Annotated in this window: 19 protein-coding genes; 12 read left to right on the top strand and 7 right to left on the bottom strand. The window is 44.8% G+C overall.

The window, feature by feature from the left end:
- From AAC854_RS03935 to AAC854_RS03915, 5 genes are all read left to right on the top strand, one after another.
- On the top strand, positions 1-574 hold a 574-nt coding region (locus tag AAC854_RS03935; RefSeq protein ID WP_340615969.1), incomplete at its 5' end, for a type VI secretion system baseplate subunit TssF.
- Between the two features lie 44 nt (positions 575-618).
- Positions 619-2,655, top strand: coding sequence for a type VI secretion system Vgr family protein (locus AAC854_RS03930; RefSeq protein WP_340615968.1), 2,037 nt, complete (start codon positions 619-621; stop codon positions 2,653-2,655).
- Entirely contained in the window at positions 2,652-3,434 is a 783-nt protein-coding gene (locus AAC854_RS03925; protein WP_340615967.1) for a DUF4123 domain-containing protein, read from the top strand. Before AAC854_RS03930 ends, AAC854_RS03925 begins: the two co-directional genes overlap by 4 nt.
- A gap of 41 nt (positions 3,435-3,475) precedes the next feature.
- Positions 3,476-5,347: a lipase family protein gene (locus tag AAC854_RS03920; RefSeq protein ID WP_340615966.1), complete on the top strand. Its 1,872-nt coding sequence runs from the start codon at positions 3,476-3,478 to the stop codon at positions 5,345-5,347.
- 5 nt (positions 5,348-5,352) lie between these two features.
- On the top strand, positions 5,353-6,135 hold the full coding sequence (locus AAC854_RS03915; RefSeq protein WP_340615965.1) for a hypothetical protein: 783 nt from the start codon (positions 5,353-5,355) through the stop codon (positions 6,133-6,135).
- An 82-nt stretch (positions 6,136-6,217) separates the two neighbouring features.
- Here the strand turns inward: AAC854_RS03915 and AAC854_RS24200 are convergent, their stop codons facing one another.
- The 4 genes from AAC854_RS24200 to zapG form a co-directional block, all read right to left on the bottom strand.
- Positions 6,218-6,442, bottom strand: coding sequence for a hypothetical protein (locus AAC854_RS24200; RefSeq protein WP_422824043.1), 225 nt, complete (start codon positions 6,440-6,442; stop codon positions 6,218-6,220).
- Between the two features lie 47 nt (positions 6,443-6,489).
- Entirely contained in the window at positions 6,490-7,545 is a 1,056-nt protein-coding gene (gene degS / locus AAC854_RS03905; RefSeq protein ID WP_340615964.1) for an outer membrane-stress sensor serine endopeptidase DegS, read from the bottom strand.
- Positions 7,546-7,778: 233 nt separating this feature from the next.
- A complete protein-coding gene (degQ, locus tag AAC854_RS03900) occupies positions 7,779-9,158 on the bottom strand; it encodes a serine endoprotease DegQ (protein WP_340615963.1) in 1,380 nt (459 codons plus the stop codon).
- Positions 9,159-9,415: 257 nt separating this feature from the next.
- Positions 9,416-9,820: a Z-ring associated protein ZapG gene (zapG, locus tag AAC854_RS03895; protein ID WP_340615962.1), complete on the bottom strand. Its 405-nt coding sequence runs from the start codon at positions 9,818-9,820 to the stop codon at positions 9,416-9,418.
- Positions 9,821-10,143: 323 nt separating this feature from the next.
- On the opposite strand from zapG, the gene zapE reads away from it, so the two are divergent.
- From zapE to sspB, 5 genes are all read left to right on the top strand, one after another.
- Positions 10,144-11,271: a cell division protein ZapE gene (zapE, locus tag AAC854_RS03890; RefSeq protein ID WP_340615961.1), complete on the top strand. Its 1,128-nt coding sequence runs from the start codon at positions 10,144-10,146 to the stop codon at positions 11,269-11,271.
- A 260-nt stretch (positions 11,272-11,531) separates the two neighbouring features.
- Positions 11,532-11,960 (top strand): 50S ribosomal protein L13, encoded by a 429-nt coding sequence (gene rplM / locus AAC854_RS03885; protein WP_038259580.1) that lies wholly within the window; start codon positions 11,532-11,534, stop codon positions 11,958-11,960.
- Between the two features lie 15 nt (positions 11,961-11,975).
- Entirely contained in the window at positions 11,976-12,368 is a 393-nt protein-coding gene (gene rpsI, locus AAC854_RS03880) for a 30S ribosomal protein S9 (RefSeq protein WP_010847761.1), read from the top strand.
- A 430-nt stretch (positions 12,369-12,798) separates the two neighbouring features.
- Entirely contained in the window at positions 12,799-13,440 is a 642-nt protein-coding gene (sspA, locus tag AAC854_RS03875) for a stringent starvation protein SspA (RefSeq protein ID WP_340615960.1), read from the top strand.
- A gap of 3 nt (positions 13,441-13,443) precedes the next feature.
- Positions 13,444-13,926 carry a ClpXP protease specificity-enhancing factor gene (gene sspB / locus AAC854_RS03870; protein ID WP_340615959.1) on the top strand — a complete coding sequence of 161 codons (483 nt, stop codon included), beginning with the start codon at positions 13,444-13,446 and terminating at the stop codon, positions 13,924-13,926.
- A 140-nt stretch (positions 13,927-14,066) separates the two neighbouring features.
- Here the strand turns inward: sspB and AAC854_RS03865 are convergent, their stop codons facing one another.
- The 3 genes from AAC854_RS03865 to gltB all read right to left on the bottom strand — a co-directional run bounded on the left by AAC854_RS03865 (position 14,067) and on the right by gltB (position 20,785).
- On the bottom strand, positions 14,067-14,576 hold the full coding sequence (locus AAC854_RS03865) for a hypothetical protein (RefSeq protein ID WP_340615958.1): 510 nt from the start codon (positions 14,574-14,576) through the stop codon (positions 14,067-14,069).
- Positions 14,577-14,898: 322 nt separating this feature from the next.
- Complete coding sequence (locus AAC854_RS03860) at positions 14,899-16,317, bottom strand: glutamate synthase small subunit (protein ID WP_340615957.1); 1,419 nt, start codon at positions 16,315-16,317, stop codon at positions 14,899-14,901.
- 10 nt (positions 16,318-16,327) lie between these two features.
- A complete protein-coding gene (gltB, locus tag AAC854_RS03855) occupies positions 16,328-20,785 on the bottom strand; it encodes a glutamate synthase large subunit (protein ID WP_340615956.1) in 4,458 nt (1,485 codons plus the stop codon).
- A 672-nt stretch (positions 20,786-21,457) separates the two neighbouring features.
- On the opposite strand from gltB, the gene arcB reads away from it, so the two are divergent.
- Complete coding sequence (gene arcB, locus AAC854_RS03850) at positions 21,458-23,797, top strand: aerobic respiration two-component sensor histidine kinase ArcB (protein ID WP_340615955.1); 2,340 nt, start codon at positions 21,458-21,460, stop codon at positions 23,795-23,797.
- 236 nt (positions 23,798-24,033) lie between these two features.
- Positions 24,034-24,687, top strand: a complete 654-nt coding sequence (gene elbB / locus AAC854_RS03845) for an isoprenoid biosynthesis glyoxalase ElbB (RefSeq protein WP_340615954.1) — start codon at positions 24,034-24,036, stop codon at positions 24,685-24,687.
- Position 24,688: the final 1 nt, after the last annotated feature.

Raw genomic sequence — 24,688 nt, 5'->3', positions numbered from 1 at the left:
CGACTTACCTGCCATTGAGGTTTCGTGTTATTTCACTGGCTACCATGAACAGGTGTGTACGCTGGAGCAAGGCACTATCACCGTAACGCAGGAAGGTTCACCGTCTCACCTTAGCGTACACAATATCACCCCGGTCACAAGCGATTACCCGCCCCTGTTGCAGGAAAATAGTGGCTGGCCGCTGCTGTCCTGCCTCTCCAGCCCGCCGATGATGCTGTTTGCTACCGACAGCCTGAAACAGTTTCTCCGGTTGTTTGACCCGTATGCCGATACGCATCGTCCCCTGAGTCGTCAGTTCCGTCAACACATTGACGGCATTTTGCAGGCAGAAGAGCGTTTGACCGACCGGATGCGGTTAGGTCGCTCCATTCGCGGGCATTTACTCTCGCTCACCCTGAATCCTGACTGCTACCACAATGCAGGTGAAATGTACCGCTTTTGCCGGTTAATTAATCAGGCGCTGGCGTGTTTTATCACCCGGTCTTCGTTTGTCATGCTGGAGATTTTCACCCCGGACAGTCACAAGGTGCTGTGGCAGTTTTGGCATGTCGATGGGTTACGCCCGGAAATGTAACCGATTAAGGAACGCATGACATCAACCATAAGGAAAAAATCAACATGAAAAGTGGATTACGTTTTGTCTGCACTATCGCCGGTGTGCCGGAAGATACCTTTGCAGTGGGGGAATTTTCCCTACAGGAAGGGTTATCTGAACTGTTTACCCTGAACCTGACGCTGGTCAGAGCCGGTAACGCTAACCCATTCAGGCCACAGGCGGAGATTGATTTGGCCTCACTGCTGATGCAGGAAGCCGTGCTGCAAATCTTTCACGGCGCAACCGAGCAGCGCAAAATCACCGGCATCATCTCCCATGCGGACTGGGTAGGTACAGATGGTAACAAAACGTTCTATACCGTGACCGTGCGGCCTGCCTGCTGGCGGCTGACGCTCAATCAGGACAGCCGGATTTACCATCAACAAAATGTCCCCGCCATCTTAAACAGCCTGCTGAAAAAACACCGGGTGAAAGCTGATTCAAAACTCTACGACACCCATCAGGACCGGGAATATGTGACCCAAAAACGCGAATCGGATTATGCGTTTTTTTGCCGGTTGGCGGCGGAAGAGGGATTTAGTTTCTGGTTTGAGGATGAAACGCTGTTTTTCAGCGACAGCCATCTGGGAATGACCGCCGGGTTACCACTGCAATACCAGCCGCAGCCAGAAACCGCCTACGGAACCGACACTATTTATCAGGTGCGACTGGGGGTCGGTATGAGTCCGCAGCGCAGCCTGCATAAAGACTTTAACCCGGAGAATCCGCGCTATCACCTCTCCCATATGCAGAGCAGTGAAGGTTTCCGCGATTTCGGCAGCCAGACCCCTTACACCGTGTTTGAAAGTTACGGGCGTTTTCAGAAAGATGCCGCTGCCATTCCGTTTTTAAAATACCGGCAGGAAGCGCTGGATAACCAGAAACAAACCGGTAGCGGCAGCAGTAACTGCATCAAACTGATGCCGGGCAAAATCTTCGAGATAAAAAATCATCCCCATAAACCGCTGAATGTTCGCTGGCAGGTGGTCGGTATCAGCCACCACGGACGCTGCCCGCAGGCACTGGGAGACAGTGGCGGAGAAGGTACCACACTTTCCAACCATTTCAGTTTTATTTCCGGCCTGGATGATTACCGTCCGCCTTTCCACTACAAACCGCTGGCGGATGGCGATGAAACCGCCATCGTAGTTGGTCCGGAAGGGGAGGAAATCTTCGTCAATAAAGACGGTGCCATTAAAGTGCATTTCCACTGGAACCGCTATGACCCGCCGGATGATGGCGCTTCGTGTTGGGTACGGGTTGCTCAGGGCTGGAACGGTAACGGTTTTGGTTTTATGGCGATACCGCGTATCGGGCAAGAGGTGATTATCTCTTACCTCAACGGCGATATTGACCGCCCCATTGTTACCGGCTGTGTCTATAACGGTTTGAACCGTCCGCCACTGGATTTACCGGCAGAAAAGACCCGCACCACGTTTAAAACCAAAACCCACAAAGGCAAAGGGTTTAACGAACTGCGTTTTGAAGATGCCAAAGGCAGTGAGGAAATTTATTTCCACGGCCAGAAAGATTTTACCGCCCAGATTGAAAATGATGTGCTCTGGCATATCAAACACGACCAGAAGAGCCGCATCGATAACAACCGTTACCACGATATCCGCGCCGATGACCATCATCAGGTTGCCGGTTCGCGCAAAATCACCACCGAAGGTGATGTGTCGCACCGGATTGCCGGTAGTCAGCATACCCAGACCGGCGATGCCACTGTCATTGACAGCGGGCAGGAAATCCACCTGAAAAGCGGCGGCAAAGTGGTGCTGGAAGCGGCGGCAGAAATCACGCTGAAAGTCGGCGGCAGTTTTCTCAAAGTCACGCCGGCTGGCATTTTGTCTTCAATGATTAATGTCGGGCAGGGTTCCGCAGGCAGTGGGCGCGGGGTGTCACTGCAACTTCCAGAGGGGGTAGCACCGCTCGCACAAGTAGGGCAACTCCCGATGGCGGAAGCACTCCCGGTCATTGAATTTCCGGCTAAGCCCCCTTGCGCCATTCTTGCACAGCAAGAGGAAAACTGGGTTATCACCGGAGCAGAGGAAGCATGATGGAATCGACTAATTGGAAAAGCTGGTTATCACAGCAGGACAGAGGCGAGTGTTACTTTCTGGTCAACAGTCTGGCAGAACCGAACCCGGTCCAGCGCTTTTACCTCAACGGCTGGGCCGAGCAGGCGTTTCCGCTCTATAGCGGTACACCAATGAAGGCCATGCTGGAACAAAGCCCGTGGCTGATCCAGCCCAAAGCCAAGTACCTGCCGGAACTGGCGAAATTGCTGGATAAACACACATTCAGTGATGCCAGTTGGGGCTGGGGATATCGCAGCACGTTACCGTGGTCATTTCAGTTAGAACACTGGCGGTTGCATCAGCAGGTGTTGCTACGTGGTCAGGTTGTGGTGTTGCGGTTGATGGATAACCGGATCTTTACACCATTGCTGCCCGCCCTGAAATCGGGGGACTGGCGTGAATTGCTAACCCCAGTGAATGAGCTAATGATCGATACCCCTGAGCCGGTTTGCTATTACCGGCCAGAAAATTGCCCTCAGGAACTGAGTACCAGTTTGTTTGTGTTGGGTGATCATCTGATTGAAGCCCGTTACTCAACCGATACGACTCTCAAGAATCTAGCTTACGCGTTAAGTTGCCAGCTTTGGGAGGAAAGTTCCGAATTGGCACTGAAACTGGATGAACCGGAAGGGCAATTGCAGCACAGCCTTGTGATATGGCTGAAGCAGGCGAGAGATGAAAAACGTAGCCTGAATAAGTTAACGGCTGAGCACTTTATTACAGATAACCCACCGATTGCACTTAATAAAGAAATTTAAGATTAATTTTCCACTACCTATAATCAATTAAGGAAGAAAAAATGGGGCAGTTACAACAGGCGGATTGCATTGGCATTGATTGCCGAAAAATACTGAAACACTGGATTGAGTTTCAACTTGTGGATGAACAGGGTAAACCATTGGTGGGAATGCCTTATAAATTGGTAAGTATGGGAAATAAAAAAGATATCCGCACAGGTGTTACCGATGGGGAGGGACTCCTGCGGGAAGAAAATTTACCGCCCATGCCTGTAAGACTTTGGGTTGATGCACAGAAACTCTCTGATGAGATGGAATTCAGACAATTAAGAACTGTGCGTGGGCCTCTGGGTTCAAAGGTTCAACATAATGCCAAAGCGCAAGGACATTCTTACCGCTATGTTAAAATTGGTGATCTTTGTGATCAGAAACCAGTAATTAAAGATTGGGAGGAAAATGAACTCCCTAAATATCACTTCCCTGATAATAAATTTCAGGGATTTCGTGCCGTGTTTATGGATGAACGGTGGGTATTGGAAGTGTGTCCTTTCCGGGCTTGGGTGATGTTATTGCATCATCAAAAAGAGTATTCACTGGTAAATGCTTATAACCAAGGGCTAATGTCCGTTCTAGCTTATGCCAATGCTACAGATAATGGCAACAAAGACACAAAAGAATACAGCGGTTCTGTCTTTCATTTCTTTAAAGAGCAGCTCCTTGATTTATCTTGCTTACCTAATCGAATTGAACAAAAAGATTTTCAACCCATTGTTTATGACGTTCCTTTCAGGGAGCGTTATATAGTCGTGAAATTTATTGATACTGGTGATGATTTAGATACACAAATGTTTTATGTCGCGAATAATAAAGAGTTGATTATCAGTTGGCGAGGTACAGCTAGTTTTACAGATGCTATTATTACTGATTTAAATTTTAAGCCAACTAAACTACCCAATGATTTCATTGGAAAAGGCAGGGTGCATGATGGTTTTTGGAAAGCTTTTTGGGTTGGAGTCAATAAATCAGACATAGGAAAAATAAGTGTTTTTGATGATATAAAGGAACTAACAAAAGATAGGAAAATATTTATTTGTGGTCATAGTTTAGGTGGCGCACTGGCATTAATTCATAGCGTGCAATTGAAAGAGTACAATCCATGTTTATATACCTATGGTATGCCAAGAGTATTCACGTACAATGCAATAATGGAAATTCAGGACATTATTCATTATCGCCATATTAATCGGAATGATTTAGTTCCTGGTGTACCTTTCGAAAAAGACATGAATAATTATTACTTTGAAAATGGTTGGGATTCCATGGGTTATGCTATAGAAGCATTGAGTCTTCCACAATCTGCCATAGTTACATCTCCATCGTTAATCACAGCGGGTTTAACACCCGCAGCAATGATAACTACTAAACTTGATAAAATAAAAACAAATGATTTATTTTTACATCAAGGGAAAACCGTTCATTTATATAAAGGAGAAATTATATATGGCTCCACTGCAAATCTAATTTCCCCAATAAATATTGCAAAAAAAGTAGAATTTAATTTTTATTTGGTTCCATCACTATTACCAGACGATTCTGCAATTGAAAATTTCTTTCCAAATAACAAACAGCCAAATAAATCAGCATCAAACAATATACTCCATCACTTTAGTGGGGTTTATATGGATTTTATAAAAGAAAAACTTATTTCGCTATGTGTTCCTGAGCGCAATATACTTTATAAAGAAAAAATTCAGAATTTTAAAGATAAGATGAATAAACAACAATATGAATTGAAAGAGGAATATTTCAACTATCAGTATTTTTTAAAGCTGGAACAACAAATTGGTTCACGTTTATCTTTTAGTCAAGAAAGTGAATCAGGCAAAAGAGCAATTGCTTATTTTGCATATAATGAAAAATCTAATAAGGGTTGATTGGTATGAATAAAGTAAAATTTGTATTTATTTTTACAATCACTCCATTCCTATCAGGATGTGGTGAAATCATTGATTATCAGATCGATAAATACTTTCCAATTAACCCACAATACGGAGGCCAATCTATTATAATATCAAGTGCTCCACCAAATAATACTAAACCAAAAATTTTAGCGGAGTACTTCTCTAGTAAATGCTCAACAATACAATTAAATTCAGATCTTCTTCCTAGAGGAAGAAAATATAGAATAAGAGAAATTGAATGGGACTTAAAATCTAATAACAATGATCGATTAGAAACAGAAATTCCTATTAATGGAAGAGGCTGGTGCAATTGGAAACTAAGTAAAATTACAATGGGGCTTTCTTATGAAGAAAAAAAATTTACCAATAAAAACATTAGGATAAGTACAGGTAATGCTCTTACTGTTCATATAGAAAATGTAGATGATAAAAAAAGCAATGAAAATAAACAGGATAAAACAAATAATACTGTTAACTATACTTCTACGCTTTTTCCTGTTTATAAAGAATTTAAAGGAGAATATACAAGGGTATTTTTTGTTAAACCCAATGGCGAAAGAGAGCCAACAATTTTTCTATCGAAAAAAATGAATGGGTATATTTACTACAATCCAAAGTTAGATGAATCAAAAGTTACTAAAATCATTGTTCCTGCTGGTGAGGAACCATCTAGAGTTGAGTACCCAGATGGTAAAGTAGAGTTAAATAGAGATTCTATTGATTATTGGGAGATAAATAATACAAACCAATGGAGACAGTAATAAATATTTATTAAAATCATCATAACATCAGGAGCTAACATAAGATATTTATAGTTTCTGATGTTGGATATGATATCAATTATTAGACACCGATTTTTTTAGACATAGAATTAAATATGGCAAATCGAGCTGTTATTTTATTAAACGACACCACCGACCACGGTACAACCCCGGACAAACGCGCCCATGTCTTTTGAATCATTATCATCAGCACCGCCAAAACAGAAGGCGAGCGATTGTCTTGAACGATCTTTTTATGAGGAATGTGATGATACGATTCATCACATTCCTCGTTCTTTTTGACCATGCACTGTTCAGGTTCCGCGCGTGCAGCTTTTCAAGGCACAAATTTCGCTAACCATCAAACTCATCAATAGTGACACTTAGGGTCAATGAAGTTCCATCACGCAGTACGGTGACAGGAACAACACTACCGGGATGAATTTCTGCGACTTGATCCATCGTTTCAGTGGGTGATTCGGCAGGTTGGTGATTGACGCTGGTAATAATATCGCCCACTTTGATGCCCGCTTTTTCGGCCGGGCCTCCCGGTGCAACCTGAAAAACACGCATGCCTTGAATTTGATTGATATTACTGCCTGATGAGCGAATATGGGGTAATTCTCTCGCTGTGATGCCTATATATCCTCTAATGACCCGTCCGTCACGGATCAATTTCTGCATGACTGTCGTAGCCAGTTTCGTTGGAATGGCAAACCCCAATCCTTCAGGCGTCGAGCCAAACTCTGACTTATCAAACGTTAACGTATTGATCCCGACTAATTCACCTAACGTATTAACCAAAGCGCCCCCCGAATTACCCTGATTAATTGAGGCATCTGTTTGCAGGAAATTCTGGCGTCGGGTCGGGCTAAGCCCAACCCGCCCTGTCGCACTAATAATGCCTTGCGTGATGGTTTGCCCCAAATTGTAAGGATTACCGATAGCCAGAACGACATCTCCTACATGAGCCACACGTTTAGGATTGATGGGGATCACAGGAAGATCTGTGGCATTAATTTTCAGGACTGCCAAGTCTGTCGGGTCATCTGAGCCGACCAACAGGGCTTCATAAAAACGACCGTCTTGCAGGGCGACAATAATGGAGCCGGCTTTATTGATGACATGCTTGTTAGTCAGAATATAGCCATGTTCACTCATTATGACGCCGGAACCCAAGGGACGGAGTTCACGGCTTTCATGGGAAAAACTACCCATACTGCTGCTATAGATATTGACAACAGCGGGGGCTGCCCGCCTGACTCCTTGGCTGAAACTGTAAACTTTATTGCTGGGGTTATCGCTCAGGAGATTTTTTAAGCCATTAGGTTGCAGGGAAGGAATGGCAATCAGCAAAATAGCTGCAATCAATAAACCTATCAGTATAGAGCGCAATAACTTGATCAGCATGGCATTATTCAGTAATAAATGATTGAAAAGAAGAATAGCACAGAAGCAAACAGACACAGCATAATACTGTGTCTGCCATGGATATCCCTTCGTCTTTTAAGTTGCCGCTTTGTTGGCTGTGCTCATTCACCCCAGTCACATAGTGATCTATGCTCCTGGGGATTCATTCCTTTGCCGTCGCGCTGCATCTTGAAATCCATTGGATATAGATCGCGTTTTTAATGTTTAATTGATTAATTACGCAGTAACAGATAAATATTATCGTCACCACGTATGACGCTTAATGCGATAACTGAAGCTTTATCTTCAATGACTTTACGCAATTCGCCAATATTCCGCACACGCGTATTATTGGCAGCAACAATCAGGTCATCTTTCTGCAAACCAGACAGTGCAGCAGGCGAATTCTGAACGATGGAGTCCACTTTAATGCCTTGAGTGCTGTTCACAGTAGCATTGCTCAGGGTTGCACCTTGCAGGGCAATACTCAGCTTTTCTGCTTTGGTTGACTGACCATCATTGTTATCCAATGTTACGGTGACTTCCAGTGGTTTTCCTTTGCGCAGCAGGCCAATTTTGACATCTTTGCCCGGAACGGTTGTGCCAATTTTTGCCCGCAATTCAGCAAAGCTGTTGATCTTCTTACCATCAAAGGAAACCAATACATCTCCTGGTTTGATACCTGCTTTGGCAGCAGCCGATTTAGGCATAACTTCGCTGACAAATGCCCCTTGTTGTGCATCTATGTTGAGTGCCTTAGCGATATCTGCACTCATCTCGGTTCCTTTGATACCGAGTATGCCACGTTTGACTTCTCCGTTGGCAATGAGTTGTGCGGAAAGGTTTCTGGCCATATTACTCGGGATCGCAAAACCAATACCAACGTTACCACCGCCTGGCGCAATAATGGCGGTGTTAATGCCGATTAATTCCCCTTTCAGGTTAATCAAGGCACCACCTGAGTTACCGCGGTTAATGGAGGCATCGGTCTGGATAAAGTTTTCCAGACCTTCCAAATTCAGGCCACTGCGGCCAAGAGCGGAAATGATCCCGGATGTAACAGTTTGCCCCAGCCCAAATGGATTACCGATTGCTACGGCATAATCCCCGACGCGAAGCTGGTCGGAATCAGCGAACTTAATGGCTGTCAGATTTTTGGCATCTTTCAGTTCTAAGAGTGCAATGTCAGTTTGCGGATCGCGCCCGACCAGTTTTGCGGAGTATTCACGACCGTCGTTTAATTGAACTCGTATCTTGTTGGCGTTTTCAATGACATGACTATTGGTCAGCACATAGCCTTTATTGGCATCAATAATAACGCCGGAACCTAACCCTTTGAATGGGCTGCTTCTCTGTTCTTGTGGCGGAAAAGCAGGCCCAAAGAAGAATTGGAAATCTTCGGGTAATTGAAGCTGTTGATTTTGTACTTCAGTACCTGAGACATGCACAGTAACAACGGAAGGAAGTACTTTTTCCAGCATTGGCGCCAGACTGGGCAATTCTTGAGAGGCCACGGCAGCAGGTAACGCTGCATTACTTACCATTGGAACTGATGCTAAAGACAGTCCAATACTGATAGCGAGTGCGCTAAGCAATGTATTTTTTCTTTTCATTGAATACGTTCTCTTAATACCTATAGCCAAAAAAGGGAAGTTGTACTTAAGAGACCTATCCTGTCAGGGAGTTTAATCTTCCCGGAAATTACGTTTATCGGGATAGGTTCTAAGCATAATTAATTCGATGCTGTTATGACTACTGATTATTCAGCAAAGTTCACTAATAATGTAGTTTCAAGGAATTTCTTTACAGGTATTTACGTGAATTCACTGTTAATGCGCCGTGGCACCGAATGTTACCACGGCAAAAAAATTTATTGTTTCTTATCCTGGATAGGACGGAACAGGCCGGATGCGCCCTCAGAATAGTCCCGTGGAGGCATGTCCGATGCCATTTTACTTTTTTCGGCTTCGGATTCGCTCAGGCGATAATTGAAAGGATTATCCTGTATCGGTATGTTAGGCATCAGGTCGTTGGAGCTTTTGGCCATGTGCTGATATAACTGACGATAATCGCGAGCCATATTATCAAGTAACTCCGCGCTGCGGGCGAAATGGCCGACCAACTCTTTGCGGTACTCTTCCAACTCAGCCCGGTTTTTCTCTAGTTCTGTTTGTAGTTCATTCTGTTGGCGTAACTTTGAGCTGCCAAAGCGGACAGCCAGCGCGCCGACGATAAAACCAATGATTAATCCGATCAGTGCATATTCCCAAGTCATGGCAACTCCTTTAGTCACATCATTGTTTTGCAATACCAGTTCTGCAATATCATTATTACCACTATAACCGCTAATTTAGTCGGAGTGGAATATTGATTATTATTTAATTAATTTATACCCCATCTAATGTGTTAATTTTATACAGATTTGCTAGGGTATGCAGTGAATTATATCCGATAGATTTTAAGTTACAGCATCGCCAGTAAAGCGAAATTTTGGATAAGAAATCATATAATGAACTGAAATCAGAGGAGATTGACCGACTCTTATCAGTAAAATCTCATACGTGCTGAGAATAAAAATTTTTAAGGATTGTCACTTTCATGTCACCGATTACACCTTCATCTCTCTATCAGTCTGCGTTGTCTGATGGTCAGTACCAGCCTGATGATGTGCAGCGCAATACGGTTGCACGCCTGGATACTCTTCACCATGACCTTATTAATGCCAGCCCTTGCCATTTTCAACAACCCAATAAACTGAAAGGTATATTTGGCAAATTATTTGGGCGGCAAACCCCTGAACCGTGTCGTCCAGTTCAGGGGCTTTATATGTGGGGCGGTGTCGGGCGTGGAAAAACATGGTTGATGGACATGTTTTTCCAGAGCCTGCCCACAGAGCGAAAGCTACGCCTCCATTTTCATCGTTTCATGTTGCGGGTGCATGAAGAGTTAATGGCCCTGCAAGGGTATGAAGACCCTTTGGAGATAGTGGCTGATGGTTTCAAGGCAGAGACAGATATCCTCTGTTTCGATGAGTTTTTTGTTTCTGATATCACGGATGCGATGATCCTCGGTACTTTGCTGGAGGCCCTGTTTGTGCGGGGAATTGCATTGGTAGCAACATCCAACATTCCACCGGATGATTTATACCGGAATGGATTGCAGCGCGCGCGGTTTCTGCCAGCCATTGAGCAAATAAAAAAATATTGTGATGTCATGAACGTCGATGCGGGTATTGACTATCGGTTGCGGACACTCACACAGGCACATCTCTATTTGACGCCATTATCGGAAGAAAATCGGCAGGAGATGCAGCGTATATTCCAACGTTTATCCGGGCGGGAGGGTGAACCGAATCCGGTTTTGCAGATTAATCATCGCAGTATGCCTACAATCAGCAGCGTTGACGGGGTATTGGCCATCAACTTTAAAACCTTGTGCGAAGATCCCCGCAGCCAGTTGGATTACATTGCGTTATCGAAACTTTATCATTCGGTATTGCTGCATGACATGCCAATAATGACCACTTTGTATGAAAGTGCGGCACGACGCTTCATTGCATTGGTTGATGAATTCTATGAACGGCATGTGAAGCTTATTATCAATGCTGAAGTATCAATGGAGCAGATTTATCAGGGAGAATTGCTGACGTTCGAATATCGGCGTTGCTTGTCCCGATTGCAGGAAATGCAAAGCGAGGAGTACCTGAAACTTCCGCATTTACCTTGATATATTGACGCCTATGGGAGAAGGCAGCATCGGTCTACTGGATAATTATTGAATTTGGGGTCGATTTTTTACAATGACTTCTCTATAATCTTGCGACCCCACGTTACAGCAAGATTTTTTTTCCCAAAAAACTTGCATTAGTGCCGGCATAGGCTATTCGAAGGGGTAGGTTTGCTGGACATGAGTCGTGTGAACCTCAAAAAACAGTTTCTGAACATCGAGTGTTCACCAACGTGTAACTTATAATTGGGTAAGCTTTAATGAAAACTTTTACAGCTAAACCAGAAACCGTAAAACGCGACTGGTATGTTGTTGACGCAGACGGCAAAACTTTGGGCCGCCTTGCAACTGAAATAGCTCGTCGCCTACGCGGCAAGCACAAAGCGGAATATACTCCGCACGTTGATACTGGTGATTACATCATTATTGTTAACGCAGAAAAAGTTGCTGTAACCGGCAACAAACGTGCTGACAAGATCTATTATCACCACACTGGCCACATCGGTGGTATCAAGCAAGCGACCTTTGAAGAGATGATTGCTCGCCGTCCTGAGCGTGTCATTGAAATCGCGGTTAAAGGCATGCTGCCAAAAGGGCCACTGGGTCGTGCAATGTACCGTAAACTGAAAGTTTACGCGGGCAGCGAGCACAACCATGCGGCACAGCAACCACAAGTTCTGGACATTTAATCGGGATTATAGGCAATGGCTGAAAATCAATACTACGGCACTGGTCGCCGCAAAAGCTCTTCCGCGCGTGTCTTCATTAAGCCAGGTAGCGGTAACATCGTAATCAACCAACGCAGCCTCGAAGTTTACTTCGGTCGTGAAACTGCGCGCATGGTTGTTCGTCAACCACTTGAGCTGGTTGAAATGCTGGGCAAACTGGATCTGTACATCACTGTTAAGGGTGGTGGTATTTCTGGTCAGGCAGGCGCAATCCGTCACGGTATCACCCGTGCACTGATGGCTTATGACGAGACTCTGCGTTCTGATCTTCGCAAAGCTGGCTTCGTTACTCGCGATGCTCGTGAAGTTGAACGTAAAAAAGTGGGTCTGCGCAAAGCACGTCGTCGTCCACAGTTCTCCAAACGTTAATTTATTGCCACCTTTGTGGCATTGGATTAAAGTTGAAAACCCGTCATTTTGTGGCGGGTTTTTTTACGTCATAAGCTTTTTCATTCTTTGATAATTCTCTATTTTTCGCCAAAAAATAGCATATTAAAGAAACAAATCTTTAGACTCCAATATTTCATCATTAATTCTCGATGTACTTCCCCACAAAATGTGCAAAATCTGGTAGACTAGTAACAATTTTTTGCCTTATCCATGAGTTTGCCTGATTTGGCAGAGGTAAAACATATCTTCGAAATATTTCTCGTTACCGCCAGCAACGCTGTCACTTGAAAGATGAAGAGATAACAACCTCAGATAATAAGCGCGAAACAGGATGAGAATATGAGCGAGAATGGCCGCTGTTCACTGAAGGGCTGTTCGTTCCTTTTTTTAGATAAACTTGGAGGTTTTCATGGCTGTCGCTGCCAACAAACGTTCGGTAATGACTCTGTTTTCCGGCCCGACCGACATTTTTAGCCATCAAGTGCGAATTGTACTGGCGGAAAAGGGGGTCAGCGTTGAGATTGAACACGTTGAAGCAGGTAACTTACCTCAGGATTTAATTGATCTGAATCCTTACCAATCAGTTCCTACTCTCGTTGATCGTGAACTGACCCTGTATGATTCTCGCATCATTATGGAATATCTGGATGAGCGTTTCCCGCATCCGCCACTCATGCCTGTGTATCCTGTTGCTCGTGGCTCCAGCCGCCTGATGATGCATAGAATTGAAAAAGACTGGTATTCTCTGATGTACAAAATTCAGGAAGGAAGTGTTCAGGAGGCTAATGCTGCACGGAAACAGCTTGCTGAAGAATTGCTGGCTATTGGGCCTATTTTCAGGGAAATGCCTTTCTTCATGAGTGATGAATTCAGCTTGGTCGACTGTTACTTGTCTCCGCTGCTGTGGCGTTTGCCTGTCCTGGGTGTTGAATTGTCAGGCCCGGGCGCAAAAGATCTTCAAGTCTATATGCAGCGTGTGTTTGAACGTGACGCATTTTTGGCTTCGTTGACGGAAGCAGAGCGTGAAATGCGTTTACAATCACGGAGTTAATTTATGGAGATGACTCAAATGTCTCCACGTCGCCCTTATCTATTGCGGGCACATTATGAGTGGTTGTTGGATAATGAAATGACCCCGCATATTGTTGTGGATGTTAGTCTATACGGCGTAAACGTTCCGTTAGAATATGCACAGAATGGGCAAATTATCCTGAATATTTCACCGAGGGCAGTTGGTAATTTGGAATTGACCAACGATGAAGTTAGATTCAATGCCCGTTTTGGCGGTGTTGCACGTCAAGTTACTGTCCCAATGGAGGCTGTTCTTGCGGTTTATGCCCGTGAGAATGGTGCGGGAATGATGTTTGAACCTGAACTCGCCTATGAAGAGAATAGCGGGTCAGAAGAAGCGGATTCGCCGGTAGCAGACAATTTGGTACTTATCCACGATAAGAAAATTTCTCGTGATGATAATTCACCAGATGATGAACCACCTCAACCACCAAAAGGTCGCCCAACCTTGCGTGTCGTAAAATAATTGCGTAGTGAACGACATTCCAATCTGAATTTCAAGTTTCAGCCTATAAAAGCAGCAGCTTGAAATAGGAAAGGAATAGCAATGGTATAAAAATAAAGGAGACATTGTTCTCCTTTATTTTTTAGATTCGTTTATTTTTGTCAAAAATAGATACTGGCTGCTTTTTCAATTTCCCATCGACACGTTTCGATATTATCCCGATTTTTTCCACTCTTGGATTTATCTGCCTCTTTCAGGCTGTCCATCGCGCTGTTAAAAAATGCCTTCTTTTGCGATTTTCCTGTTATCGTTGGAGGAATATTACAGATATCAGCAAGTGAAAAAGCGCGATGTTTGTCTGTCAATTCTAATACCTCAACGGGATTATTAACCAAAGCAAGTGATAAGGCATCGATAATCTGTTTCGAAGCGTTTGGGTGAATATTTTGGGATAATTTGAAGGCAATTTGTACCCATTGGCTATCACCCGTTGAGATGTTTTGGGTAATATTGCTCCATTCTCGTTCTTCGCTCAATTCAGCCACAACAGCATTTACCCCTCTTTCCTGCACCTGTTGCATGATCTTTTCGGGCGTAGCAAATCTGGCAACCGACGGCAAACTTATCAAGGATATGAAGGAGAAGAAGAGTACCTGTGTGAATAAGCGCATATATTTCTTCCTAGTTATTATCACTTTAATGGTCTTTAATTCAGTTCTATTTAATCAGTTACACTGAGAAGTTTTCTTTTCGAAAAAAATAAACCTTGTTGCTGTATTACGGTATTGCACTATTGTTGTGTTGCTGTAATGAGTGGGAGATTAAATTGGAATATTTGACTTTAGGATATAAGAATAATCGCATAAAACCAAAAATTAAAATCAGTGTGGTAGTAAGAACAAAATAAAAAAACAGGATTCTTTTAATTTATTGAAATTTTCTCCGGCTTTCTGCCGGAGAAAATAGGGGGAAATAAAGAGGGAAAATTAAGTATTACACTTCAAGATAATCAAGAACGCTGGAAGCGGCTCTTCTGCCTTCGGCGATTGCAGTTACTACTAAGTCAGAACCGCGTACTGCATCTCCACCTGCGAATATTTTGGGGTTACTGGTCTGGAAAGGTAATTCACTGGATTCAGGGGCGATAATGCGTCCTTTTTGATCGAGATCGACTTGATGTTCGTCCAGCCAGCTCATCGTGTGAGGCTTAAAACCAAACGCCATAATCACCGCATCAGCTTCTATCAGGAATTCAGAACCCTGAATGATTTCGGCTTCACGACGGCCTTTTGCATCCATGGCACCTAGCTGGGTTTTCACAACCCTGACGCCACACACTTGTCCAGTGCTATTAACCTCAATACTCATTGGCTGAAGATTGAAACGGAATTCAACACCTTCTTCTTTAGCATTTTTCACTTCCCGGCGGGAACCGGGCATATTTTCTTCATCCCGGCGATAGGCACAGATAACGCTCGTCGCGCCCTGGCGAACTGAAGTACGGACGCAGTCCATGGCTGTATCACCGCCCCCCAGAACCAAAACACGCTTATCTTTCATATCAACATAAGGTTGTTCTGGTAGAGAAGAGTAGCCCATCAACTGACGAGTATTGGCGATTAAAAAAGGCAGCGCATCATATACCCCGTCTGCATCTTCGTTTTCCAGCCCGGCGTGAATGGATTGGTAAGTGCCTACGCCAAGAAAGACAGCATCAAATTCTTTTGTAAGTTCGGCCAGCGAGATGTCTTTACCGATTTCAGTATCTAAGCGGAATTCGATCCCCATATCGGAGAACATTTCGCGGCGACGAATCATCACCTCTTTTTCCAGTTTGAAAGCAGGAATGCCGAATGTGAGCAAACCTCCGATTTCAGGATGGCGATCATAAACCACGGCCTGTACGCCATTACGGGTGAGGACATCCGCACAGGCCAATCCCGCAGGGCCTGCACCAATCACCGCCACCCGTTTGCCAGTCGGGGTGACATGTGACATATCTGGTTTCCAACCCATGGCTATCGCTGTGTCATTAATATAGCGTTCGATGTTGCCAATAGTGACTGCACCAAAGTCATCATTCAGCGTACAGGCGCCTTCACACAGGCGATCTTGTGGACAAACCCGTCCGCAGACTTCTGGCAAGCTGTTGGTCTGGTGTGATAACTCTGCTGCTTCGATGATGCGCCCTTCATTGGCAAGTTTCAGCCAGTTTGGGATGTAGTTATGTACGGGACATTTCCATTCACAATACGGGTTCCCGCATGCAATACAACGATCTGCTTGTGCCTGCGCCTGAATTTCTGAAAATGATTCATAAATTTCCACAAATTCTATTTTTCGGATTTTCAACGGCTTCTTCGGCGGATCGACACGCTGTAAGTCGATAAACTGATAAACATTCTGGCTCATTATTGACTCCTTACTGTGCCTGAACCCGCAATTCCGCAGAAGAACGGCTACGGTGTCCCAACAACGCGCTGACATCACTGGATTTGGGTTTAACCAGCGCAAATTTATTGACCCATTGTGACCAATTCTCCAATAGGCTTTCGCCATATTGAGAACCCGTCAGACGAACATGCTCAGTGATTAATCCCCGCAGATGTTCCTTGTGAATGGCGAGGGCATCCATGGAGAGAACTTCCACCAGCTCTGGATTAACACGTTTGCGGAAATCGTCGGACTCATCAAGCACGTAAGCGAATCCGCCGGTCATGCCTGCACCAAAGTTGACGCCAGTGTTGCCGAGAACACAGACGATGCCGCCGGTCATATATTCACAGCCGTTATCGCCGATCCCCTCGATCACAGTGATGGCACCGGAATTACGTACAGCAAAGCGTTCACCCGCACGCCCTGCGGCAAATAATTTTCCACCTGTCGCGCCATAAAGACAGGTATTGCCGATAATGGTGGCTTCGTTACTCTTGAAGGCTGAACCAACAGGAGGGAGGATAACAATTCTGCCTCCGGCCATACCCTTACCGACATAGTCATTGGCATCGCCGGTTAAGGTCAATTCGACGCCACTTGCATTCCAGACGCCAAAACTTTGCCCGGCGGTACCGGTGAAGTGCAGTTTGATCGGATCGGCCGCTAACCCTTGGTCGCCATATCGCGCCGCAATCTCGCCAGAGAGTGATGCCCCCACAGAGCGGTCAGTATTTTGAATATCAAAATAGAACGTCTTACTCTGCGCATTTTCCACATAAGGCATGGCTTGAGTGACAATAGATTTATTTAACCCACCTTGATCGAAGGGAGGGTTATCCTCCGTACAGTGTAAATCTTTGCCTGCGTGAGGCGCTGCGGTTTCCAGCAAAGGCTCGAGATTGAGCCTATTTTGTTTGGCAGAAATCCCCTCAAGTATTTCCAGCAGGTCTGTTCGGCCAATCAAATCAATGAGCCGCTTCACGCCTAATTGCGCCATCAGCTCACGTGTTTCCTGCGCAATAAAGTGAAAGTAATTAATGACTCTTTCTGGCAGGCCGTGATAGTGAGACTGGCGCAGTTTTTCATCTTGCGTCGCAACGCCTGTCGCACAGTTATTTAAGTGGCAGATACGCAGATACTTACAGCCGAGGGCCACCATCGGGCCAGTGCCAAAACCAAAACTTTCCGCCCCCAAAATAGCAGCCTTGATGATATCCAGACCTGTTTTCAATCCCCCATCAACCTGAAGGCGGATTTTATGGCGCAATCCATTGGCGACCAGCGCTTGTTGCGTTTCCACAAGCCCTAATTCCCACGGACAACCGGCGTATTTCACGGAAGACAAAGGGCTCGCACCGGTTCCTCCGTCATAACCGGCAATAGTAATCAGATCGGCGTAGGCTTTGGCGACACCGGTGGCAATCGTGCCTACTCCCGGCTCTGAAACCAGTTTCACTGAAATCAGCGCCTTCGGATTCACTTGCTTAAGATCGAAAATCAGTTGAGCCAGATCTTCGATAGAATAAATATCATGATGTGGTGGTGGCGAAATCAGTGTGACTCCCGGTACGGAATAACGCAATTTGGCGATATAAGGCGTTACTTTATCTCCCGGTAACTGACCGCCTTCCCCCGGTTTTGCGCCCTGTGCGATTTTTATCTGAATCACATCGGCACTCGCCAGATACGCGGGTGTTACGCCAAATCGACCCGATGCGACCTGTTTAATGCGGGAAACTTTCTTTGTGCCGTAACGAGCGGGATCTTCCCCGCCTTCGCCAGAATTGGAGAAACCACCCAAAGTATTCATCGCCTCTGCCAGCGATTCATGAGCTTCAGGGCTTAGCGCCCCAATCGACATGGCAGCCGTGTCAAAACGTTTGAACAGGGCTTCTGCGGGTTCAACCTCTTCAATGGCTATCGGCTCGCCTTTCGGTGCAATAGCCAGTAAATCCCGCAGTGTTGTGACAGGGCGTCCATTCACCAATGCAGAATATTTTTGGTAATCGCTGTACTTGCCGCTGTGAACCGCAGCCTGCAAGGTATTGACGACATCAGGGTTATAAGCGTGGTATTCCCCATTATGGACATATTTCAGCAGCCCGCCCTGATCGATGGTGTGACGATGTAGCCATGCGCGTTTGGAAAGGTTCCGCAGGTCTTGTTCAAAATCGCTGAAATCCGCCCCTCCAATACGGCTGACGACCCCATTGAAACAGACATCTGTCACCTCAGGATGCAGGCCGACAGCTTCGAACAATTTAGAGCAGCGATAAGAAGAGATAGTGGAGATGCCCATTTTGGACATAATCTTATACAGCCCTTTATTAACCCCGTTGCGATAATTCAGCATAACGCGGGCATATGGCGTGTTGATTGTGCCATCATCCACCATTTTTCCCAGTGACTCATAGGCCAGATAAGGGTAAACAGCAGTAGCACCAAAGCCCAGCAATACAGCAAAATGATGTGGATCACGCGCGCTGGCCGTTTCTACGATCAAGTTGGCATCGCAGCGCAGGTTTTTCTCAACCAAACAGTGCTGAATAGCGCCTACAGCCATTGGTGCAGGGATTGGCAGCTTTTCCGGTGAAATATTACGATCGGATAGCACCAGTAATACTGCGCCATTACGGGCGAGTTTTTCCGCACTTTCACATAAGGCTGCAACTGCACTTTGAAGGCTGGTTTCCTGTGGGTTGAAGGTTAAATCCAGCGTATCAGCACGATAATAGGACTCTTGCTGCGTAGTGAGCTGCACGAAATCAGAATAGAGCAGAACCGGAGATTCAAAACTCAGTCGATGCGCTTGCCCTTCTGCTTCACAAAAAACATTCATTTCTCGCCCAATGCGGGTAGCCAATGACATCACATGGGCTTCACGCAGTGGATCGATGGGGGGGTTGGTGACTTGGGCAAATTGTTGGCGGAAATAATCATAGATAATGCGCGGACGGCTGGATAGTACGGCAAACGGCGTATCATCTCCCATTGAACCGGTAGCTTCCTGGGCATTTTCACCAAGGGTACGGATAATCTGATCCAGTTCCTCATTACTGTAGGCAAATTGCTTGTGATAAGTTGCCAACAGCCGATCATCCAAACTCCTTTGGCCCACTTGATCTTCCTGCAATTCCTCAAATGGGGTCAAACGCTTAACATTCTTCTCTAACCACTCTTTATAAGGATGCCTGAGTTTCAAATCATTATCCGTTTCAGCGGAATGAAGAATGCGGCCTGCATAGGTATCAATGACCATTAACTCACCCGGCCCAACGCGGCCTTTCTCTACGACTTCATCGGGCTGGTAATCCCAAATACCTACTTCAGAAGCACAGGTAATCAGCTTATCTTTGGTAATCACATAACGGGCAGGGCGCAAGCCATTGCGATCCAGATTACAGGCCGCATAGCGTCCATCGGAAATAACGATGCCGGCAGGGCCATCCCACGGTTCCATGTGCATGGAATTGAAATCGAAGAATGCGCGCAGGTCATCATCCATATCAGGGTTATTCTGCCATGCAGGCGGAACCAGCAGTCGCATCGCGCGAATTAAATCCATACCGCCATTGAGGAACAGCTCCAGCATATTATCCAATGAACTGGAGTCTGAGCCTGTCTCATTCACGAAAGGTGCCGCAGTATGCAAATCAGGGATTAATGGCGTGCGAAATTTATAGGCTCTCGCTTTAGCCCATTCGCGGTTGCCTGTAATGGTATTGATTTCCCCATTATGCGCCAGATAACGAAACGGTTGTGCCAGAGGCCAGCGGGGAACCGTATTGGTCGAAAAACGCTGGTGGAATAAACAGATGGAAGATTCCATCCGCAAGTCGGCCAAATCTGGATAGAAACGGGGTAAATCCGCAGCCATGCACAGCCCTTTGTAAATTGTGACCAGATTAGACAGGCTGCAAATATAAAAATCATTGTCAGTGATGCGTTTTTCTATACGACGTCGGGCAACGAATAACCGGCGTTCTAAATCCTGCGAGCGCCATCCGGCAGGTGCATTGACAAAAATCTGTTCAATGCGGGGCAGGCTTGATAGGGCAATATTCCCCAAAATATCGCGATTGATGGGAACGTCCCGCCAACCCACAATAGATAAGGTTTCGTTTTGTAATTCTTGTTCAATGATGTCACGGCATGATTGAGCTATTTTGGCATCCTGACTCAGAAACAGCATACCGACTGCATAGTTCTTGGCTAGCCGCCATGAATGCTCGTTGGCAATCATCTGAAAAAAACGATCGGGCTTTTGCATTAATAAGCCACAACCATCGCCAGTTTTTCCATCTGCTAAAATCGCGCCCCGGTGCTGCATCCGAGCCAGTGCATGTATGGCAGTGCGCACCACTTTGTGGCTTGGCTCTCCTTCAATATGCGCGATTAATCCAAAACCACAGTTGTCTTTTTCCTGCAAATTATCATACAACATTGTAAAGCTCCCCAAGTTCTGTCCAGCTCTCACATCACTCGCGAGATGATATAGATATATTATTTCTACAGGCGTCTGATTTGCGCCCTCAGTCAATCGCCACTTGTTTTATTAACAATAACTTTATTGGCAATAACAAGCGGTAAATCAAAATGATGTTGTGTTACTGCATAAATATGAGCCGAGTGATTATCCGGCTGGTGATTTTCAGTGAATTCCCAACTTAACGGTAAAAAGAGAGCAGGTCAAATAGTGTCAAATGACGTTTATTGCAATGATGATTTGTTTATATAATTGAATTTAAATAATAAATAATGTTGTTTTGTGTTTTGTGACCAAGATCATGAGTCTAAGGTGGTGTGAGCTATATCACTAAAATTGTCGCATTATCTATTTTAGATATGCTCTAAAATACGACGTTACCAGTGTTTTAATCTGGATTTTTTCATTTTATGAAAATTTTATTGTGTATTTTATGTTTGATAAGAATAAATGATTGATTGTTTTTTGAGCTAAAAAAGAGGCGGAAAAATCAAATGAATAATTATTCTATTTTTGTGTGCTTTTATTCCCTTGCGGATTAGGAGTGATATCCCTCAACGAAGTTGAGCCTTTTTTACGTTATGATTCAATCCGGTGACTTTACTGGAAATTATTTTACTGGGAATGGTTATGAAGCTGATTCGAGGGCTTGCCCGATATTATGTAGATTTGATGATGAAGCTGGGATTGGTGCGTTTTTCGATACTGCTTGCATCTGCTCTGGTTATTCTTGCGATGGTTATGCAAATGGCAGTGACATTTGTATTGCATGGGGAAGTACAGCGTATTGATTTAATTCGCTCTATCTTTTTTGGTTTGGTGATTACCCCTTGGGCCGTTTACTTTCTTTCTATCGTTGTGGAGCAACTTGAAGAGTCCCGCCAGCGTTTATCCAGTCTGGTCGATAAGCTGGAAGAGATGCGTCAGCGTGATGCTATTTTGAACCTGCAACTCAAAGAAAATATTGCTCAATTGAATCAGGAGATCAGCGACAGGGAAAAAGCGGAAAAAGCGCATCTGATATTGCTGGATAAACTTAAATTGGAAATGGAGCATCGCGAAAAAACGCAAATTGAGCTTGAACAGCAATCCGTACTATTGCGTTCATTTTTAGATGCTTCTCCGGATTTGGTTTATTACCGCAATGAAGATAATGAATTTTCCGGCTGTAATCGAGCGATGGAACTGCTGACTGGCAGAAGTGAAAAACAGCTTATTGGCCTGACTCCGACGGAAGTTTACGATAAAGAAATTGCCAGTAAGGTGATGGAAACTGACGAAAAAGTATTTCGCCACAATGTCTCCCTGACTTACGAACAATGGCTGGTTTATCCCGATGGGCGCAAAGCCTGTTTTGAACTCAGAAAAGTCCCTTTTTATGATCGCGTTGGAAAGCGGCATGGATTAATGGGATTCGGACGGGATATAACGGAGCGTAAGCGCTATCAGGACGCTTTGGAGAATGCCAGCAGGGATAAGACCACTTTTATCTCTACGATTAGCCATGAGCTTCGTACGCCTTTAAATGGCATCGTTGGCTTGAGCCGGATCCTGATGGATACCGACTTGACACCAGAGCAGAGTAAATATTTGGAAACTATCCATGTTAGTGCCATTACTCTTGGGAATATATTCAATGATATTATCGAGTTGGATAAAATTGAGCGGCGTAAAATCCAGTTGGACAATCAACCGATCGATTTCACTGGCTTTATGGTGGATTTGGAGAATATCTCGGGATTACTGGCACAGCCGAAAGGCATTAAATTCGTACTGGAACCTGCATCGTCACTGCCTGCTAAGGTTTTGACCGATGGAACTCGCCTGCGGCAAATTTTATGGAACCTGATTAGCAATGCCGTGAAATTTACGCCTAAAGGGGAAATTCGGGTGCGTATCTGGCGTGAAGAAGGAGAGCGGTTGTTATTTGAAGTTACGGATTCAGGCATCGGTATTCCTTCTGATGAGCTGGAAAAGATCTTTGCCATGTACTATCAGGTGACAGACAGTGCTGGCGGCCGCCCCGCGACAGGAACAGGGATTGGTCTGGCTGTCTCGAAACGCCTTGCTCAAAGCATGGGAGGAGACATTGTCGTGACAAGTGCGCCAAATCAAGGCTCTTGCTTTACTTTGTCTGTGGTTGCCCCGGCCATTGATGAACATCCTGAAGGAAAAGAAGAGCAAGATGCCTTGCCATTGCCTGCCCTCAATATTTTACTGGTGGAAGATATTGAACTGAACGTCATCGTTGCCCGCTCTGTATTGGAGAAATTGGGAAATAGTGTCGATGTTGCTATGAACGGGCATGATGCGCTGGCGATGTTTGATCCTGATGAATATGACTTGGTGTTGCTGGATATCCAATTGCCGGATATGACAGGGCTTGATATTGCGCGTCAGTTACACCAGCGTTATTCCTCTCAATCCTTACCTCCATTAATCGCCCTGACAGCCAATGTGTTAAAGGATAAGAAAGAATATCTTGATGCCGGTATGGATGACGTTCTCAATAAGCCGCTTTCTGTCAAGGAGCTGATTGCCACGATGGAAAGATATTGGGGTAAGACATCTGATTCTGAAAGCAAATTACCAGAGGCTGATATTGTGAAGAAAGATGAAGAACGGCTCGATATGGAATTGCTTAACCAGTATATCGAATTGGTTGGGCCAAAGATGATTGCTGACAATCTGGTTATTTTCGAAACCATGATGCCCGGTTACCTTGCTTTACTGGATTCGAACATGACTGCCAGAGATCAAAAAGGCATTACGGAAGAGGCGCATAAGATCAAGGGCGCGGCGGGTTCTGTTGGATTGCGTCATTTGCAGCAGTTGGCCCAGCAGATTCAATCACCTGATTTACCGGCATGGTGGAATAATGTGCAGGAATGGGTGGATGAGTTAAAGCTGGAGTGGAAGAATGATATAGAAATATTGAGAAATTGGTTGTCGGACGCTACAAAAAAATAACCCCAACCGAAGTTGGGGTGCGCTAATACTGCGCCAACACCAGGGAAACTTGTTTACCCGCTTATCTAAGATTTATTTTCGATGCGAGTAATGAAAGAATTCTTCTACACAGAACACAGGTACCAACATAGCAAAGATAAGATTTTTTGTTACAAGATTCATTAAAATCTGTGATGAAGATTGGTGTTTAACCCTCTAAGGGGTTAAGCATTAATCTACTACAAATGGAGAGAAATATGAAATCTATTGCCGTTATATTGAGTGGTTGCGGAGTGTACGATGGAAGTGAAATTCACGAATCAGTCCTGACTATGCTCTCTTTAAGCCGTCTTGGCGCTGAAGTGTCTTTTTTTTCACCTGATGAGGTACAACATCATGTTATTAATCATCTAAATGGAGAGGAGAAAAAAGAAAGCCGCCATGTAATGGAAGAATCCGCCCGTATAACACGGGGAAATATACAACCTTTATCGCAAGTTGATATTAATGAGTTGGATGCTTTAATTATTCCGGGAGGATTTGGCGCAGCCAAGAATTTATGTAATTTCGCATTTAAAGGGTCAGATTGCGAAATAAATAAAGAATTGTTAAGTATTATACAGGGAATGCATCAACAAGGCAAACCTATGGGGTTTATGTGCATTTCGCCTGTTATGGTACCTAAAATATTAGGCAAACCGATAAAAGTCACCATAGGTAATGATCCTGAAACGGCTGCACAAATAGAGAAAATGGGCGGCATACACGTTGAATGTCCTGTTGACGGCATTGTCGTTGATTTTGAAAACAAAATTGTAACAACCCCGGCCTATATGCTCGCAGAGTCTTTGTCCCAGGCAGAAAAAGGTATTGATAAATTGGTTAGGAAAATATTGGAAATGATTGAGTAAG

The organism is Xenorhabdus entomophaga, from assembly GCF_037996725.1.
GTDB lineage: Bacteria > Pseudomonadota > Gammaproteobacteria > Enterobacterales > Enterobacteriaceae > Xenorhabdus > Xenorhabdus khoisanae.
The sequence above is the reverse complement of the archived record's forward strand: the minus strand, read 5'-3'. Positions and strand labels throughout refer to the sequence as shown.

What these genes read in the sequence shown, in the direction of transcription:
- zapE (WP_340615961.1), top strand. Translation starts at nt 10,144, where the DNA reads ATGTCACCGATTACACCTTCATCTCTCTATCAGTCTGCGTTGTCTGAT.
- AAC854_RS03865 (WP_340615958.1), bottom strand. Translation starts at nt 14,576, where the DNA reads ATGCGCTTATTCACACAGGTACTCTTCTTCTCCTTCATATCCTTGATA.
- AAC854_RS03915 (WP_340615965.1), top strand. Translation starts at nt 5,353, where the DNA reads ATGAATAAAGTAAAATTTGTATTTATTTTTACAATCACTCCATTCCTA.
- elbB (WP_340615954.1), top strand. Translation starts at nt 24,034, where the DNA reads ATGAAATCTATTGCCGTTATATTGAGTGGTTGCGGAGTGTACGATGGA.
- degQ (WP_340615963.1), bottom strand. Translation starts at nt 9,158, where the DNA reads ATGAAAAGAAAAAATACATTGCTTAGCGCACTCGCTATCAGTATTGGA.
- AAC854_RS03930 (WP_340615968.1), top strand. Translation starts at nt 619, where the DNA reads ATGAAAAGTGGATTACGTTTTGTCTGCACTATCGCCGGTGTGCCGGAA.
- AAC854_RS24200 (WP_422824043.1), bottom strand. Translation starts at nt 6,442, where the DNA reads ATGGTCAAAAAGAACGAGGAATGTGATGAATCGTATCATCACATTCCT.
- sspA (WP_340615960.1), top strand. Translation starts at nt 12,799, where the DNA reads ATGGCTGTCGCTGCCAACAAACGTTCGGTAATGACTCTGTTTTCCGGC.
- rplM (WP_038259580.1), top strand. Translation starts at nt 11,532, where the DNA reads ATGAAAACTTTTACAGCTAAACCAGAAACCGTAAAACGCGACTGGTAT.
- AAC854_RS03860 (WP_340615957.1), bottom strand. Translation starts at nt 16,317, where the DNA reads ATGAGCCAGAATGTTTATCAGTTTATCGACTTACAGCGTGTCGATCCG.
- degS (WP_340615964.1), bottom strand. Translation starts at nt 7,545, where the DNA reads ATGCTGATCAAGTTATTGCGCTCTATACTGATAGGTTTATTGATTGCA.
- AAC854_RS03925 (WP_340615967.1), top strand. Translation starts at nt 2,652, where the DNA reads ATGATGGAATCGACTAATTGGAAAAGCTGGTTATCACAGCAGGACAGA.
- rpsI (WP_010847761.1), top strand. Translation starts at nt 11,976, where the DNA reads ATGGCTGAAAATCAATACTACGGCACTGGTCGCCGCAAAAGCTCTTCC.
- sspB (WP_340615959.1), top strand. Translation starts at nt 13,444, where the DNA reads ATGGAGATGACTCAAATGTCTCCACGTCGCCCTTATCTATTGCGGGCA.
- arcB (WP_340615955.1), top strand. Translation starts at nt 21,458, where the DNA reads ATGAAGCTGATTCGAGGGCTTGCCCGATATTATGTAGATTTGATGATG.
- zapG (WP_340615962.1), bottom strand. Translation starts at nt 9,820, where the DNA reads ATGACTTGGGAATATGCACTGATCGGATTAATCATTGGTTTTATCGTC.
- AAC854_RS03920 (WP_340615966.1), top strand. Translation starts at nt 3,476, where the DNA reads ATGGGGCAGTTACAACAGGCGGATTGCATTGGCATTGATTGCCGAAAA.
- gltB (WP_340615956.1), bottom strand. Translation starts at nt 20,785, where the DNA reads ATGTTGTATGATAATTTGCAGGAAAAAGACAACTGTGGTTTTGGATTA.